The organism is Noviherbaspirillum aridicola (assembly GCF_019656455.1).
GTDB lineage: Bacteria > Pseudomonadota > Gammaproteobacteria > Burkholderiales > Burkholderiaceae_D > Noviherbaspirillum > Noviherbaspirillum aridicola.
The window spans coordinates 193109-208848 of sequence record NZ_BPMK01000001.1; the positions used below are offsets into that span (position 1 = coordinate 193109).

The 15740-nt window shown below is 66.1% G+C and carries 19 protein-coding genes; 8 read left to right on the top strand and 11 right to left on the bottom strand.

Going from position 1 to position 15740, the window contains the following annotated elements:
• Positions 1–10: 10 nt before the first annotated feature.
• Positions 11–1084, bottom strand: coding sequence for a 4-hydroxyphenylpyruvate dioxygenase (hppD, locus tag NCCP691_RS00955; RefSeq protein ID WP_220806358.1), 1074 nt, complete (start codon positions 1082–1084; stop codon positions 11–13).
• A gap of 179 nt (positions 1085–1263) precedes the next feature.
• On the opposite strand from hppD, the gene NCCP691_RS00960 reads away from it, so the two are divergent.
• Positions 1264–1785, top strand: coding sequence for an Lrp/AsnC family transcriptional regulator (locus NCCP691_RS00960; protein WP_220806359.1), 522 nt, complete (start codon positions 1264–1266; stop codon positions 1783–1785).
• Positions 1786–1872: 87 nt separating this feature from the next.
• Here the strand turns inward: NCCP691_RS00960 and NCCP691_RS00965 are convergent, their stop codons facing one another.
• A complete protein-coding gene (locus tag NCCP691_RS00965) occupies positions 1873–4095 on the bottom strand; it encodes a malate synthase G (RefSeq protein WP_220806360.1) in 2223 nt (740 codons plus the stop codon).
• 347 nt (positions 4096–4442) lie between these two features.
• On the opposite strand from NCCP691_RS00965, the gene NCCP691_RS00970 reads away from it, so the two are divergent.
• On the top strand, positions 4443–4874 hold the full coding sequence (locus NCCP691_RS00970) for a ProQ/FINO family protein (protein ID WP_220806361.1): 432 nt from the start codon (positions 4443–4445) through the stop codon (positions 4872–4874).
• A 13-nt stretch (positions 4875–4887) separates the two neighbouring features.
• Here the strand turns inward: NCCP691_RS00970 and NCCP691_RS00975 are convergent, their stop codons facing one another.
• Positions 4888–5142 (bottom strand): heavy-metal-associated domain-containing protein, encoded by a 255-nt coding sequence (locus NCCP691_RS00975; RefSeq protein ID WP_220806362.1) that lies wholly within the window; start codon positions 5140–5142, stop codon positions 4888–4890.
• 145 nt (positions 5143–5287) lie between these two features.
• On the opposite strand from NCCP691_RS00975, the gene NCCP691_RS00980 reads away from it, so the two are divergent.
• A complete protein-coding gene (locus tag NCCP691_RS00980) occupies positions 5288–5551 on the top strand; it encodes a hypothetical protein (RefSeq protein WP_220806363.1) in 264 nt (87 codons plus the stop codon).
• Between the two features lie 5 nt (positions 5552–5556).
• Here the strand turns inward: NCCP691_RS00980 and NCCP691_RS00985 are convergent, their stop codons facing one another.
• From NCCP691_RS00985 to NCCP691_RS01005, 5 genes are all read right to left on the bottom strand, one after another.
• Entirely contained in the window at positions 5557–6141 is a 585-nt protein-coding gene (locus NCCP691_RS00985; RefSeq protein ID WP_220806364.1) for a hypothetical protein, read from the bottom strand.
• Positions 6142–6176: 35 nt separating this feature from the next.
• The gene (locus NCCP691_RS00990) at positions 6177–6425 is read right to left on the bottom strand and encodes a hypothetical protein (protein WP_220806365.1); all 249 of its coding nucleotides are present in this window, start codon (positions 6423–6425) and stop codon (positions 6177–6179) included.
• A gap of 158 nt (positions 6426–6583) precedes the next feature.
• Entirely contained in the window at positions 6584–7243 is a 660-nt protein-coding gene (locus NCCP691_RS00995; protein ID WP_220806366.1) for an SH3 domain-containing protein, read from the bottom strand.
• Between the two features lie 19 nt (positions 7244–7262).
• Positions 7263–7670 carry a PaaI family thioesterase gene (locus NCCP691_RS01000; RefSeq protein WP_220806367.1) on the bottom strand — a complete coding sequence of 136 codons (408 nt, stop codon included), beginning with the start codon at positions 7668–7670 and terminating at the stop codon, positions 7263–7265.
• A gap of 78 nt (positions 7671–7748) precedes the next feature.
• Entirely contained in the window at positions 7749–8168 is a 420-nt protein-coding gene (locus NCCP691_RS01005) for an Lrp/AsnC family transcriptional regulator (protein WP_220806368.1), read from the bottom strand.
• 130 nt (positions 8169–8298) lie between these two features.
• Between NCCP691_RS01005 and ocd the strand changes: the two genes are divergently transcribed.
• Positions 8299–9369 (top strand): ornithine cyclodeaminase, encoded by a 1071-nt coding sequence (gene ocd / locus NCCP691_RS01010; RefSeq protein WP_220806369.1) that lies wholly within the window; start codon positions 8299–8301, stop codon positions 9367–9369.
• A 358-nt stretch (positions 9370–9727) separates the two neighbouring features.
• Here the strand turns inward: ocd and NCCP691_RS01015 are convergent, their stop codons facing one another.
• Complete coding sequence (locus NCCP691_RS01015; protein ID WP_220806370.1) at positions 9728–11239, bottom strand: AMP nucleosidase; 1512 nt, start codon at positions 11237–11239, stop codon at positions 9728–9730.
• Positions 11240–11351: 112 nt separating this feature from the next.
• On the opposite strand from NCCP691_RS01015, the gene NCCP691_RS01020 reads away from it, so the two are divergent.
• Both NCCP691_RS01020 and NCCP691_RS01025 read left to right on the top strand, forming a co-directional pair.
• Positions 11352–11759, top strand: coding sequence for a hypothetical protein (locus NCCP691_RS01020; RefSeq protein ID WP_220806371.1), 408 nt, complete (start codon positions 11352–11354; stop codon positions 11757–11759).
• Between the two features lie 68 nt (positions 11760–11827).
• On the top strand, positions 11828–12121 hold the full coding sequence (locus NCCP691_RS01025; protein WP_220806372.1) for a DUF1330 domain-containing protein: 294 nt from the start codon (positions 11828–11830) through the stop codon (positions 12119–12121).
• Here NCCP691_RS01025 and NCCP691_RS01030 read toward each other — a convergent pair.
• Positions 12118–12549, bottom strand: coding sequence for a DUF3237 family protein (locus NCCP691_RS01030; protein ID WP_220806373.1), 432 nt, complete (start codon positions 12547–12549; stop codon positions 12118–12120). The genes NCCP691_RS01025 and NCCP691_RS01030 overlap by 4 nt on opposite strands.
• The gene (locus NCCP691_RS01035) at positions 12546–13790 is read right to left on the bottom strand and encodes a flavin-dependent oxidoreductase (protein ID WP_220806374.1); all 1245 of its coding nucleotides are present in this window, start codon (positions 13788–13790) and stop codon (positions 12546–12548) included. The genes NCCP691_RS01030 and NCCP691_RS01035 overlap by 4 nt, the downstream gene beginning before the upstream one ends.
• A gap of 210 nt (positions 13791–14000) precedes the next feature.
• Between NCCP691_RS01035 and NCCP691_RS01040 the strand changes: the two genes are divergently transcribed.
• Together NCCP691_RS01040 and NCCP691_RS01045 are read left to right on the top strand one after the other, a co-directional pair.
• On the top strand, positions 14001–14492 hold the full coding sequence (locus NCCP691_RS01040; protein ID WP_238482254.1) for a MarR family winged helix-turn-helix transcriptional regulator: 492 nt from the start codon (positions 14001–14003) through the stop codon (positions 14490–14492).
• 194 nt (positions 14493–14686) lie between these two features.
• On the top strand, positions 14687–15736 hold the full coding sequence (locus tag NCCP691_RS01045) for a branched-chain amino acid ABC transporter permease (protein ID WP_220806375.1): 1050 nt from the start codon (positions 14687–14689) through the stop codon (positions 15734–15736).
• Positions 15737–15740 lie beyond the last annotated feature (4 nt).

The following is a 15740-nucleotide window of genomic DNA, read 5'->3' on the forward strand; positions in this document are numbered from 1 at the left end:
GCGTATCCCGTTACGCCGTCTGCAGCACGCCGCGCCGGATCTGGTCGCGTTCCATCGATTCGAACAGCGCCTTGAAGTTGCCTTCGCCGAAGCCGTCGTCCCCCTTGCGCTGGATGAACTCGAAGAACACGGGGCCGAACACCGGCTGCGAAAAGATCTGCAGCAGCAGGCGCTTCTCGCCCTCGGTCTTGCCGTCGACCAGGATGCCGCGGGTACGCAGCGAGGCCACCTCTTCGCCGTGACCCGGCAGACGTTCCTCGAGCATCTCGTAGTAGGTCTCGGGCGGTGCCGGCACGAAGGGCACGCCGGCCATCTTGAGCTCATCCAGGGTCTTGCGCAGATCGTCGGTCAGCAAGGCGATGTGCTGTATGCCTTCGCCGTTGAACTGCATCAGGAATTCCTCGATCTGGCCGCCGCCCTTCTTCGATTCCTCGTTGAGCGGAATGCGGATCAGGCCGTCGGGCGCGGTCATCGCCTTCGAAGTCAGGCCGGTGTACTCGCCGGAGATGTCGAAATAGCGGATCTCGCGGAAGTTGAACAGCTTCTCGTAGAAGCCGGCCCAGAACGCCATGCGGCCGCGGTAGACGTTGTGCGTCAGGTGGTCGATGATTTTCAGGCCGGCGCCCTTCGGATGCCGGTCCACACCCTCGATGAATTCGAAGTCGATGTCATAGATGGACTTGCCGTCCTCGAAACGGTCGATCAGGTACAGCGGCGCGCCGCCGATGCCCTTGATCGCCGGCAGCCGCAACTCCATCGGCCCGGTCGGGATGTCGATCGGCTGGGCGCCGAGTTCCAGCGCGCGCTTGTAGGCCTTGTGCGCGTCGCGCACGCGGAATGCCATGCCGCAGGCGGAGGGGCCGTGCTCGGCGGCGAAGTAGGATGCGATGCTGTTGGGTTCGTTGTTGACGATGAAGTTGATCTCGCCCTGGCGGTAGAGGTCGACTTTCTTGGAGCGGTGCGTCGCGACCTTCGTGAATCCGAGCGCCTCGAAAATCGGCTCCAGCACGCCGGGCGTCGGCGATGCGAATTCAACGAACTCGAACCCCATCAGGCCCATCGGATTGTCGAAAATGTCTGCCATGTCTCTTCCTTGAATGTGGATATGTGAACCGATGCATGCCGACGGACCGGCGCCGTTTCGCTTCATGCGGATTCGACAATTCTACGAGTGCCGGGGCGCACTTTTTGCGCGTTCTTGGCGGACATTTTCGCTTTTGATGCACAATATGTGCATCAGAAAATGAAAACAGGAGACAAGACGTGGCCGCCATTTCAGTGGATAAATTCGACCTGGCGCTGCTGGCGGAACTGCAGCGCGACGGCCGCATGACCAATGCCGCCCTCGGGCAGAAAGTGCATCTGTCCACGTCGCAGGTCAGCCGGCGGGTGCAGCGGCTGGAAGAGACCGGGGTCATCGGCCATTATTCGGCCATGCTCGACCCCGAGGTGGTGGGCCTGGGCGTGATCGCCTTCACCTCGGTGACGCTCGGCCGCCACGGCGAAGCCGAGGGCGACACCTTCGAGCGCGCGATTGCGCAGATGCCGGAAGTGCTGGAATGCCTGTCGGTCACCGGGGAAGCCGATTACATGCTCAGGGTGGTGGCGCCCGATCTCAACGCGTTTTCGGAATTCATGATGAAGCGCCTGCTGAAGCTCCCGGGCGTCATCAACGTGAAGTCCAACATCGCCCTCAAGAAGATCAAGCAGACGCACGTGCTGCCGCTCGATCACGTGGCGGAACCGGCGGAGGCGTCGCGCCGGCTGGTCCTGTCGCGATCCTGACCGGCCCTGCTGGGGGGAGCTATGCGGGAAAAGCCGCTCCGCGCGTCGCAGCCTGGACGGCCGCGACGCGCGGAGTGGTAATCAGGCTCAGGCGCCGGCCTTCACCTTCAGGCGCCATGCGTGCAGCAGCGGCTCGGTGTAGCCGCTGGGCTGCTCGACACCCTTGAACACCAGGTCGCGCGCCGCGCGGAACGCATACGAGGCGTCGAAGTTGGGCGCCATCGGCTTGTACAGCGGGTCGCTGCCGTTCTGCGCGTCGACCACCGCGGCCATGCGCTCCAGGGTTTCCTGCACCTGTTCCCTGGTCACGATGCCGTGCAGCAGCCAGTTGGCGATGTGCTGGCTCGAGATGCGCAGCGTGGCGCGGTCTTCCATCAGGCCGACGTTGTGAATGTCGGGGACCTTGGAGCAGCCGACGCCCTGGTCGATCCAGCGCACCACGTAGCCGAGGATGCCCTGGGCGTTGTTGTCGAGTTCCTGCTGGATCTCGGCGGCGGACCATTTGGCTTCGGCGGCGACCGGGATCTGCAGCAGGCCGTCGAGCAGGCGCTCGATTTCGGTCTTCGCGTCGAGCTTTTCCAGTTCCTGCTGCACCTGGGCGACGTTCACCTGGTGGTAGTGCAGCGCATGCAGCGTGGCCGCCGTGGGCGAGGGCACCCATGCGGTGTTCGCGCCGGCCTTCGGGTGGCCGATCTTCTGCTCCAGCATTGCTGCCATCATGTCCGGCATGGCCCACATGCCCTTGCCGATCTGGGCGCGGCCGCGCAGGCCGGAGGACAGGCCGACCAGCACGTTGCTGCGCTCGTAGGAGGTGAGCCAGGTGCTGGTCTTCATGTCGCCCTTGCGCATCATCGGGCCCGCGCGCATCGCGGTGTGCATTTCATCGCCGGTGCGGTCGAGGAAACCGGTATTGATGAAGGCGACGCGGCCGGCGGCTTCCTTCAGGCAGGCCTTCAGGTTCACGCTCGTGCGGCGCTCTTCGTCCATGATGCCGAGCTTGACGGTGTTTTCCGCCAGGCCGTACAGCGCTTCGACGCGCTTGAACAGTTCATTGGCGAAGGCCACTTCGGCCGGGCCGTGCATCTTCGGCTTGACGATGTAGACCGAGCCGGTGCGGGAATTGCCGAAAGGATGATCCTTGCTGCGCTTGAGGTCATGCAGGGAGATGGCGACGGTGATCACCGCATCCATGATGCCTTCCGGGATCTCCTGGCCGTTCGACAGCAGGATCGCCGGGTTGGTCATCAGGTGGCCGACATTGCGCAGGAAGAGCAGCGAACGGCCGTGCAGGGTGACCACGCCATCCTTCGCGCCCTCGGCGCCGGCGCCGGCGGTGTACTTGCGATCGTGGTTCAGGGTGCGGGTGAAGGTCTTGCCGCCCTTGGTCACGCTTTCGGCGAGCGTGCCCTTGAGGATGCCGAGCCAGTTGCCGTAGGCGACCACCTTGTCTTCCGCATCCACCACGGCGACCGAGTCTTCCAGGTCGAGAATCGTGGACAGCGCGGATTCCAGCACCACGTCCGCCACGCCGGCCGCATCGCTCTTGCCGATCGCGGTGTTGCGGTCGATGCGGATTTCGGCATGGATGCCATTATTGCGAAGCAGGACGGCGGAAGGCGCCTCGGCGCTGCCCTGGTAGCCGACGAATTTCGATGCGTCGGCCAGGCCGGTGCTGCCGCCGGTCCTGAGGGAGACAACCAGCTTGCCGTCGGCCACGCTGTAGCCGGTGGCGTCGCGATGCGAACCGTTCGCCAGCGGCGCGGCCTGGTCGAGGAAGTTGCGGGCGAAGGCGATCACCTTCTCGCCGCGCACCGGGTTGTAGCCTTCGCCGTTGGCGCCCATTTTGGTCGCGCCGTCGGTTTCGGGGATCGCATCGGTGCCGTACAGGGCGTCGTACAGCGAACCCCAGCGCGCATTGGCGGCGTTGAGGGCGTAGCGCGCATTCAGGATCGGCACCACCAGCTGCGGGCCTGCCTGCAGAGCGAGTTCGGAGTCCACGTTGGAGGTGGTGACTTTCACGTCGTCCACGCGCGGTACCAGGTAGCCGATCTTTTCCAGGAAGGCGCGGTAGGCGGGCAGGTCGCGGATCGGGCCGGGGTTGGCCTGATGCCAGTCGTCCAGTTCGGTCTGCAGGCGGTCGCGTTCGGCGAGCAGCGCTGCGTTCTTCGGGGCCAGCTCATGCGCGATCGCGTCGAAACCCTTCCAGAAGGTGGCGCTGTCGATGCCGGTGCCCGGCAGGACCTGTTCTTCAATGAAGCGGTGCAGCACGGTTGCGACTTGCAGGCCGTGACAGGTGGTACGTGCGGTCATGGTTTGAATCCCCGAATGGTTGTGAAGCCGGTTCGCCTCCCTGGCGGGCGCGGCCCCGGTCGAAAATGCCAGACGAGAGTATAAGAGACTTGAAATTCACTAAACAAATCATTTGGTCAAATGATCTGTGCATTTTGGTAAAAGATGAAGTGGGGCGCGGGAGGGGGCGGATGGCGCATCCGGCGAGGCTTTACGGTAGCGGCGCGTACGTCCGCCGGGGGAAAGACGGAGGAAACCAGTGCCCGCGCGTCGCCGGGGAGCGAAAGCCTCAATTTTTCACGGCAAGGTCGCACCCGGACGTGTGGAAGCGTGCTAATCTGGGCGCCGCATTTTTTGGTCCTCCCGCAATGAGCAATACGACAAACGACGCACAGCAGAAAGCCAGTCCGCGCGGACTCCTCAAGCAGCTTCAGGAAAAGTACGCGGTCTTCCGCGACTACCAGCCGCTGGCCATCGGCATCGACAAGCAGATCATCGCCTCGATGCCGGAAGTCGACCGCAAGACGCTGCGCATCGCGCTCGGCATCCATACCGGCTCGAATCCCTATCTGAAGCAGCTGAAGGACGCGCAGAAGCGCTTCGGCCTGGACGGCGCCGAGGGCGGCGAGGTATCGGAAGAGCACCGGACGCACGCCAGGAATCTGCTGGCCGAGCGCCGCAAGAAGGCCATCGAGAGCCGCAAGGCCCTGCAGGCGGCGGAAGAGGCGGCCGAGGCGGAACGCCGGCGCGCCGAAAAACTCGCTCAGCTCGCCGCCAAGTTCTCCTCATCCCGCCGCTGAACGCCGGGCGCGTTCAGCGCCCGCCGCAACTGCCGCAGCATCCGCCTTCACCATGGCCGCCGGGCTTGAGGGTGAAGCCCGCGCGCTGCAGCAGCGCCCGCATCTCCTGCACCGACGTCTGTTCGCCGTCATAGTCGACGGCGATGCGGCCGGATGCGGTCGAGATCGCAATCTTCGTCAGTCCCGCGACTTTCTGCAGCACGGCCGCGGCCTGCTGTGCGCTGGTTTCATCCATCGGGCTCGCCATGTCTATGGTGCCGGTCTTCATGTTCGCTCCTTGTGCTGTCGGTTTGGCTCGCGGCCCGGGAGGCCGCGATGCAGATTCTACGGATACGCGTTAAAACATGCAATCGGTTTGCATGTTATCGGCGGCGGCGCTACACTGGGCGGCCTTGAATCGTGGAGAGTCGAACATGCGAGATCAGCGCAGGGCCGAAGGCGTCATGTGGACGCCGGGCGTATGGAGCACCGACGACTACATCAGGGAGTGGGCGGGCCGCCAGGCGCGGGACGCGGTTGAATGGATCGTCCCGCTGCAGAGCCTGCATGGACGGTGGGTGGCCCGCGTCAGGCTGGACCAGGCGGGGCAGCCGGTGGAGCGCATGCGGGAGGCCGACGTGCATGCGCAGCCCGACTGGCCGGCGGGACCCGCGGAGTGCGAGCCCGCCGTGGCGTGAGGCGCCTAGCGGCGGTAATAGACCCGCCGGTGGTTGCTGATCATGCGATCGACTTCGTCATTGAGCAGCGCGACCTGGTCGCGCAGCATCGCCCGTTCCTCCTGCGTGACGACGCCGTCCCGCTGCGCGCGCGCCTGCAGGCGCAGGACATCGTGCTCCCGCTGCTCGAGCCGCTCCGCTTCGCGCGGCGTGATGCTGCCGGAGGCGACGCCGTCCTCGATCCGCTGCCGGACCATCTCCTGCCGGCGCTGCAGGCCCGGCATGGGTACATGGGCATGCCGGTGGTTGTTCAGCCTGTGATCGATCTCGGCGTGCAGCGCCTCCATCTGCGCGCGTACCCGGCGGCGTTCGTCGTGCGACAGGCCGCCGTCTCGTTCCATCGAAGCCAGCTGCCATGACAGCGCGCGTTCGCGCTGGTACAGGCGATGAGCCTCGCCCTCGGTCAGCGCGCCGCTGTGCACGCCCTGCGCGATGCGGTCGCGCACCTGCTGCTGTCCGCGCGCGATGCCGCCCTCGTGCTGGGCATGCGCGGCGGCCAGCGGCAGCAGGGCGGATGCCGCGAGGGCGGCTGCGATGATCCTGGTTTTCATCTTTCTCTCCTCCGGTGAGCGGGCAAGGACGGCAATCAGTAGCGATAGGGATTGTGCGGACGGCGGTCGTGGCCGTTGGGTACGCCGTCGCCGTCGCGGTCCCGCCAGTAGCGGGGCGGCGGCGGGCCGTTGTAGGCGCGGGCGGGCGGATGATGGCGATGACGATGATGGTGATGGCCGGCGATGGTGCCGGAGACGTGTACCGCCGGTTCGCCGACCGGCACCGCCACGCATCCGGTCAAGAGGCCGGTTGCCGCCGCTGCGAGTGCTAAGAAGGTTTTCATGCGCGCTCCTGTGTGGATCCGGGCGCCGCTGCACCATGCAGCGTCGTCGGTACACGCATTAGAGTCGATGGGCATGTAGGCTTCCAGAGCCGCCGCGTAAGAACCGTTACCGCTTGTATGTATCGGCAAGTATCGGAAATTGTCGGCGTGTGGAAGGCTTAATCGCCCGCAAGGAATGCGGTCATCTTCCACTTGCCGTCGCGCTTGCTGAAGATGGCGCGATAGTCGACCGGACTGCGGATGAAGCGCCGGTCGACGAAGCCGGTCTTCCCGCGCGGCAGGCGAATCTGTACCCAGCTTTCGTCCGCGCCCCGCGACTCGATCTGCTCGACGATGGAGAACGAGAGGGAGGCGGCGACGGGCGACGAGGGTGAGGCCGCTGCCCGCACCGGGACCGAGGCGCCGAGGATCGCGGCGTGGGTGAAGGCGTCGGCGTCACGCGGCCAGCGGCTGAAGACATAGGGCGCGACGAAGCTGCCTTCGCGGTCGAAGCTGCCTCCCAGCGCCAGGACTTCGCCGAGGACTTCCCACACCCGGCTGCGGCGGTCCTCGGGTTCCCAGATCTGGCGGAAGGCATCGACCCCGTTGTTGTCGCCGAAGGAATTGCGGATATTGCGGTCGACGCCGGCGAGCAGCGCGCCGGCGTCACGCCTCGCGATGGCGGCCTGCAGCTGCGCGCGGAATGCGTAGAAGTCGGCGCGTGTCGCGGCCTGGTCGACGGGTTTGAGCGTGCGCTCGGCATGGGCCTGCGTGAGCGCGCCGACGGCGATCAGGCAGGCGGCGATGGCCGCGCGGATCTTCATTGCTTCAAGCGCCATGCTTGCCTCCCGTGGGATGTCAGCCTTTTTCTCCGCGCGGGATCAGCTTGAACGCCGCGCGCGCCATGCAGACTTCGGTGCCAGTCTCGTCGATCACCGTGCCTTCGCAGAAGGCGATGCGCTTGCCGCGCCGGATGGTTCTCGCCTCGATCCGCACATCGCCCTGCGCCGGACTCAGGAAATGCGTCGTCATGTCGATCGTGATCACGCCGGTGCCCAGCGGGTCGTGCGCGCGCGCCGCGGCGCTCAGCGTGAAGTCGAGCGCGCTCATCAGCGTGCCGCCATGGATGTCGCCGCGGCTGTTGAGGATTTCGGGCCTGCGCGGCAGGCGGGTACGCGCGATGCGCTCGTCGAGGTGTTCGGCCTGCAGGCCGATCAGGCGCATGAGCGGCACGTCGATGCCGAAAAAGGGTGCTGCTTGATCCATGTTGCTTTCCAGTGTTGAGTGTTGGCCGCGGGGGACGCGCCGGATATTAGAGCATTTCCGGCATGGGCGTGCCGGGCGCTAGCGATAGGTCGCGAGGTGGATGCTGGTTTCGGTGCCGGCGATGCCCTTGATCAGCCGGATACGCTCGAGGATCTGGGACAGTTCTCCCATCGATCCGGCTTCGAGTTCGGCCAGCAGGTCCCATCGTCCGTTGGTGTCGTGCAGGGCGGCGACGCCGGGCTCGCCGAGCAGGCTGGCGATGACCCGGCGCGTCTGGTTGCCTTCCACCCGCACACCCATCCAGGCGCGTATGCGTTCGGTGTTCGCGTCCGGCCGCAGCCGCACGGTGTAGCCGACGATGATCTGCTGGTCCTCCAGCTTGCGCATGCGATTGGTGATCGTGCCGCGCGAAACCTTCAGCTTGTGCGCGAGGTCGGCCACGCTCAGCCGGGCGTTCTGCCGCAGCAGTCCGATCAGGGCCTGGTCGAGATCGTCCATGTGTCGTTTTGCAAGCTCATGCTGTACATAATGGCAATTTAAGCCCGGAATGGCAATATTTTGAAGGCTGGAGACTGGCGCGCCCGGGCCGGAGAATGCCTGCATCGCCACAGCCAGGAAGGAGAAAGACATGCAGTCGACCATCCATGCCGGCTCCGCCCGCACGCTTTTCCTCGACGCGCCCGCCGTCGCCCGTCTGATCGCGGGGAAGGGGCTGCAGCAATGCATCGCCGGCATCGCGGAAGCGATCCGCGCCGATTTCCTGCGCTGGCCGGACTTCGTGAAGTCGCCGCGCTCGGCCAGCCATTGTCCGCAGGGCGTCATCGAACTGATGCCCGTGTCCGACGCGACGCTCTTCGGCTTCAAGTACGTCAACGGCCACCCGGGCAATCTGCGCTTCGGCCTGCCGACGGTCATGGCATTCGGCGTCCTCGCCGAGATGAAGACAGGGATGCCGCTGCTGCTGTGCGACCTGACGCTGCCCACCGCGCTGCGCACCGCGGCGATGTCCGCGCTGGCCGCCGTCGATCTGGCGAGGAAGGACAGCCGCGTGATGGCGCTCATCGGGAACGGCGCGCAGAGCGAATTCCAGGCGCTGGCCTTCCGCGACCTCGTCGGCATCGACGAGCTGCGCCTGTACGACATCGATCCGGCCGCGACGCGCAAGCTGATGCGCAACCTCGAAGGCAGCGGCCTGCGCATGCACGCCTGCGCGGGAATCGCCGAGGCGGTCCGCGGCGCCGACATCGTGACCACCGTCACCGCCGACAAGCGCAACGCCACGATCGTCAGCGACGACATGCTCGCTCCGGGCATGCACATCAACGCGGTCGGCGGCGACTGCCCCGGCAAGACCGAACTCTCGCCGGCGGTGCTCGCGGCGGCGAGCGTGTTCGTGGAATACGCGCCGCAGACGCGCATCGAGGGCGACATACAGCAGATGCCCGCGGATTTCCCGGTGACCGAGATCTGGCAGGTGCTTGCGGGCGCGCAGCCCGGCCGCCGGCATGACAAGGAAATCACGGTATTCGACTCGGTCGGTTTTGCGCTCGAGGATTATTCCGCGCTGCGGTTTCTGCATGCGGCGGCGCTGGAGACCGATGCCGGCGAAGAAATCAGCCTGGTGGGAACGGCGGGCGACCCGCGCGACCTGTTTGCATCGCTCGGTCTCGCGGCAAGGCCGGGCCTGGTCGCCGCCTAGCGCCGCGGTGCGGCCTGTCATGTCAACCCGGAAAAAAATGCCGAAGCGCGCCGACATTTCGCATCGGGTTCACAAAAATTCAAGACATCTGCGCGTCAGGCGGAACAAACCCATGGCAGGCTGGTCTTGAAGGTATGCGGTCGGTATTTGCCGACCATTTGTTTTTTCAGCCTGTCGCACTTCGCCTGCAACGCGCCCGCGCGCGCTGCCGCGCCTGTTGCGCCTGGCTTGCGGCGCACACGCTTGCGCTGCGTGACCGATGTCTCCTCCAACTCCACGGATGTTGGATTCGACCCGCGCCCGCGAGGACGCGGGTCTTTTTTCGTTCGCGCGGGAGTCGCCCCGCGCGCCGAACATGCTACTGGAACGCCACTTCGGCGAAGCTGCGCAGTTTGCGGCTGTGGAGCTTGTTGAGGCCGTGCCGCCGCAACAGCTCGACGGCGCGCAGGCCGATGCGCAGATGCTGGTCGACCCGCGCCCGATAGAAGTGATTCGCCATGCCGGGCAGCTTGATCTCGCCGTGCAGCGGCTTGTCGCTCACGCACAGCAGCGTGCCGTAGGGGACGCGGAAGCGGAAGCCGTTGGCGGCGATGGTCGCGCTTTCCATGTCGAGCGCCACCGCGCGGCTCTGGCTGAAGCGGCGCACGGCGGTGGAGCCGGGCAGCAGTTCCCAGTTGCGGTTGTCGGTGCTGGCCACGGTCCCGGTGCGCAGGATGCGCTTGAGTTCGTGCCCGGTGAGGCGGGTGACATCGGCGACCGCGTGTTCGAGCGCCAGCTGGATTTCCGACAGCGCGGGCAGCGGCACCCACAGCGGCAGGTCTTCATCGAGCACATGGTCTTCGCGCACATAGCCGTGCGCGAGCACATAGTCGCCCAGCTCCTGCGTGTTGCGCAGTCCGGCGCAGTGGCCGAGCATCAGCCACGCATGCGGACGCAGCACCGCGACATGGTCGGTGATGGTCTTCGCATTGGCCGGGCCGACGCCGATGTTGACCATGGTGATGCCGTTGCCGTCGGCGCGCACCAGGTGATAGGCCGGCATCTGCGGCAGCCGCGGCGGCGGCGCGCCGAGGTCGTCGCCCGGCTGCACGCTCTGGCCCACGCGGCGGGTGATGACATTGCCCGGTTCGACGAAGGCGATGTAGTGGCCTTCATCCGGCGCGTCCCCGGCATCGGGCGCCTGGTTCATGATCTCGTGGCCGAGCTTGATGAACTCGTCGATGTAGAACTGGTAGTTCGTAAACAGCACGAAGTTCTGGAAGTGGGCGGGCGAGGTGCCGGTGTAATGCCTCAGCCGCTGCAGCGAATAGTCGACGCGCGGAGCGGTGAACAGCGACAGCGGCTTGGCTTCGCCGGGTGGCGGTTCCCAGGTGCCGTTGGCAATGCCGTCGTCCATCGCCGCCAGGTCGGGCAGATCGAAGAGGTCGCGCATGAGCCGGCGGCGCCCGGGCGGCATGCTGCCCTCGATATGCTCGTTCTCGCCGAAGGAAAAATGCACCGGGATCGGCTGCAGGCTGGTGCCGACCTCTATCTGCACGTGGCCGGCGCCGTGGTTCTTGAGCAGCAGGCGGAATTGCTCGCGGTAGTAGCTCTCGAACAGGTCGGGCCGGGTGACCGTGGTCTCATAGGTGCCGGGGCCGGCGACGAAGCCGTAGGACAGGCGGGAATCGGCACGCATGAAGCTGTCGGTATGGATCCGCACGAAGGGGTAGCAGGCGCGTATGCGTTCGTGGAAATCCTCGCCGGCGACGAAGCGCTGCAGCGCATCGTGCAGATGGCCGATGCTGCGGTCATAGAGCGCGCGCACCTGTTCGAAGGCGGCATCGGGGTCGTCGAAATGAACCGAGGGGGTGTATTGAGGGGTAAGCAATGGCAGCTCCTTGGGTTTCCGGCATCCATTCTACGCGCCGCCGCGCCGCGCGGGCGACGTCGCCGGTCCCGCGCATCTGGTAATCTCGCGCTTCGATCTTCATAAGAGGCAAATGATGGCAATAAGCTGGCTTACCGTACTGCGAAACGTTCCCTGGACCGACGTGATCTCGAACGCCCCCAAGGTGGCGGACGGCGCCAAGAAGCTATGGAGCAGCGTTTCCGGCAAGCGCGAGCAACCGGCTTACCGCGAAGAGGCCAGGACCGAGTCCCGGATCAGCGACAGCGCCGCCCTCAGCGTGCTGCGCGAAGAAGTGGCGGACCTGGAGGCGCAGGTCGACGAGTTGCGCGGCCAGATGCTCGCCTCGTCCGGCCTGATCAAGGACCTGGCCGATCAGAACGCGCAGCTCATCGCCCGGGTGGAGCTGATGCGCCGCCGCCAGGCGTGGATCGCCGGCGCCGCCGCGGTCGCCGTGGTCGTCTCCGTCGCCGCCGCCGCGATCGCGCTGCTGCCGGCGTAACCCCGGTCACTCGCCGGCGCGGGCGGCGCTGCCTAGAATGTCCCGGACAACCACAACCGGAGACAAGCATGAGCGTTTATCTGCTGGCGCAGTTGCGATTCACCGACCGCGAAGCCTACGACCGCTACCAGGCGCGGTTCATGGATGTCTTTCGGCAGTTCAACGGCCGCCTGCTGGCCGCCGACGAGCGCCCGCAGGTGCTGGAAGGCAGCTGGGAAAGGGATAAGGTGGTCCTGATGTCGTTTCCGGATGCGGCATCGGCGTCCGCGTTTTCCAGTTCGCCGGCCTATCTCGAGATCGCGCAGGACCGGAAGGCCGGCGCCGACGCCGTCGTGCTGATGGTGCGCGGCTTCGGCGCCTAGAGTACTTCCTCCACATCCAGCACGACCGTGTTCCCCTCGCGCCACCCGTTGGTCAGGAACAGCGTCGCGTTCAGCCACGCCAGCGGGCCGGCGGGCGCGGTGAAGCGCAGCATGCCCCGGAAATAGGCCGGCGCTTGCGCGTCGCCCGCCGCCGGACGCCGGATGCCGGTGTTTTCCACCATCACCATGCCGGCCTCGCCGAGATCGAGCGCATAGCGGGCGACGAGGTCCAGCGAACCGTCGTCGCGCACCGACTGGATGTCGTTGCCGCCGGCGAGCACCCGGCCCGTGAATCGCGCGCTCTCGATCGTGCCGCCGAGGATGGCCACCATGCGCCGTTCCCGTCCGTCGAGCGTGCCGAGGCTGACGGGCGGCGCGACCTCGACCCGGATGCGGGCGAAGGGGCGCAGCGCGATCGCGCCGCTCATGCCCGGCTCCCGCTCTTGAGCGTGTCCTTGTCGAAGCCGGCCAGGCGCTTGTACCGCAGCGAGATCGCTTCGAGCGTTTCCTGCGGAATCACGTCGTTGACGTGGCGGAAGCCGTCCGGCGCACGCTCCTCCGCCATCTGCATCACCTGTTCCGGCCCGTTCATGCGGTTGCGCAGCACGATGCCGGCGGTGCGCGGCAGCCGCTCCGCCTCGTATTCGCGCAGCGCGTAAGGGGTGTTCGGGTCGTTGACGAGGCAGTCGGCGAGGTAGCGGGCGTCGAGGATGGCTTGCGCGCTGCCGTTGGAGCCGATCGGATACATCGGATGGGCGGCGTCGCCGAGCAGCGTCACCCGGCCGAAGGTCCAGCGCGGCAGCGGATCGCGGTCGACGAGCGGAAATTCATAGACTTCCCGCGCGCCGTCGATGATCGCGGGAACATCGATCCAGTCCCATTTCCAGCCCTGGAAGGGGCCGGCGAAGACCGACTTGTCGACCTTGCGGTTCCAGTCGGTGCTCGGCAGCTCGCCATTCGGCACCCGCAATTCGGCGATCCAGTTGATCAGCGAGCGGCCCTGGCGGCGCAAGGGTTCCGAAATCGGATAGCAGACGAATTTCTGGTCCTGGTGGCCGGCCATGAACATGCTGCGCCCGTCCAGGTAGGGCTCGGCCTCGGTCACCGCGCGCCACAGCATGCGGCCGGAGAAACGCGGTTCGTCGCCGCTCGGGTACAGGAAGCGGCGCACCGCGGAATGGATGCCGTCGGCGCCGACGAGCACATCGGATTCGACTTCCACCGTGGCGCCGTCGGCGCGACGGGTGAAGCTGGCGATGACCTTGTCGGCCTCCTGCCGGAAGGATGAGAACGCATGGCCCGCATGGATGCGGTCGGCGCCGAGGCGCGCGCGCGCGGTCTCCAGCAGCGTCATCTGCAGCTCCCCCCGGTGGATCGAGAACTGCGGCGTGTCATAGCCGGCGGCGCGTCCGCGCGGCTCGCGCCAGATCTCCTGGCCGAACTTGTTGAAATAGGCGAGGGTGGAGGTCTCGATGCCCCGGGATGCCAGGGTTTCCTCCAGCCCGAGCTGGCAGAGTTGCTGGCTTGCATGCGGCAGCAGGTTGATGCCGACGCCGAGCGGACGTATTTCCGCGACGGCTTCGTAGATGTCGACTTCGATGCCGCGCTCATGCAGCATCAGGCCAAGGGTGAGGCCGCCGATGCCGGCGCCGGCGATGGTGATCTTCATGCTTGTCTCCTCGATACTTCGGTCTTGACGATACTTGATGATTCCTGGATTGCCGGCCTCGTGGCCGGTTCTTGATTGTTCTAATGTATAACAATTACGACGCATAACACAAGAGCGGCCGGCGGCTGGCGGGGCCGGGGTCCCGCCCGTCCGCGCTACAATCCGCCGTGACCCGCGATCGGCGGTGGAAATTCTGCAAGGGAGATACGAGTGGCTAATGGCCGTAAGCCGGAAGGAAACGGAGAGCCCGTCCATTTCAATGCACGGATGGAAGGCATCAATTACGAGATACTCGACGAACTCGTCGGCTATGCGGTGCGCCGCGCGCAACTGTCGATCTACGAGGATTTCGCGTTCTCGCTCGCCGCCGAGGACCTGACGCCGCAGCGGTTTTCCTCGCTGGTGATCATTGAAAACAACCCCGGCATCTCGCAGACCAGGCTGGCGGAAGTGATGGGCATCGCCCGCTCGGGCGTGGTGTCGATCATCGACCGCTTCGAGGAAAGCGGTCTCGTCGAGCGCAAGGAATCCGGCGACCGCCGGTCCTACAACCTGCACCTGACGCGCGAAGGCCAGAAGCAGTTGAAGAAATACAAGAAGGCGGTGCGCGAACACGACGACCGCATCGCCGGCGGTCTCAGCGCGGCGGAGCGGCAGCAACTGATCGGCCTGCTGCGCAAGATCGGCCAGCACCAGGCGTAGGACATTTCCGGTCATCGCGGCCGGATTGTGGATGACGGCGATTTTGCGCCGCGTCTTGCATCGCCGCCGGCGTTTCGTTATATTCGATAACTGTTACGCACTAGAACAAATAGCCGGCATGGCAAGCGGAGAGACATCCGCGGCGCCGGAGAGGGAATCCAACCCCGAGGGGCGCGACAAGAAACGGAGAGACAATGGACTGGCAGATTGCGGGCATCCTGGCGCAGGACGGCGTGACATCGGGCGCGGTATACGCGCTGCTGGCGCTGGCGCTGGTGCTGGTGTTCTCGGTAACCCGGGTGATCTTCATCCCGCAGGGCGAGTTCGTCGCCTTCGGCGCGCTGACGCTGGCGGCGATCCAGACCGGCGGGGTGCCCCAGCTGACCTGGCTGGTGATGGGCATGGGCGCGCTGGCCTTCCTGATGGATGCGGCGGGCACCTGGCGCATCGCGGGCATGCGGCACGGTGTCCGGCCCTACCTGCCCAACATTGCCGCCAATCTGCTTCTCCCGGTATCGCTGCACCTGCTCGCCCGCACGCTGCCGCTGGCGGCGCTGCCGCAGGCGGTGCAGGCGCTGCTGGCGATGCTGATCGTGATCCCGATGGGGCCGATGATTTACCGCATCGCCTACCAGCGGCTGTCCGGCGCCACCACGCTGGTGCTGCTCATCGTATCGGTGGCGGTGCATGTGCTGCTGACGGGCATCGGCCTGCTGGTATTCGGCGCCGAGGGGTCGCGCACCGCGGCCTTTTCCGATGCCGCCTTCGAACTCGGCGGGCTGCGCGTCACCGGCCAGTCGATCTGGGTGCTCGCGATCTCGGCCCTGCTGATCTTCCTCCTCTACCTGTATTTCGACCGCACCCTGTCGGGCAAGGCGCTGCGCGCGACCGCGGTGAACCGGCTGGGTGCGCGCATCGTCGGCATCGGCGCGAACCAGGCGGGCAAGCTCGCCTTCACGCTCGCGGCCGCGATCGGCGCGCTGTCGGGCGTGCTGATCGGGCCGATCACGACGGTCTTCTACGACTCCGGCTTCCTGATCGGACTCAAGGGCTTCGTCGGCGCCATCGTCGGCGGCCTGGTGAGCTATCCCGCCGCCGCCGCCGGCGCGGTGCTGGTCGGCCTGCTGGAGAGCTACTCTTCCTTCTGGGCCAGCGCGTTCAAGGAAGTGATCGTCTTTACGCTGATCATCCCGGTGCTGCTGTGGCGCTCGCTGACCGGCAAGCATGCGGAAGAGGAGCATTGACCGA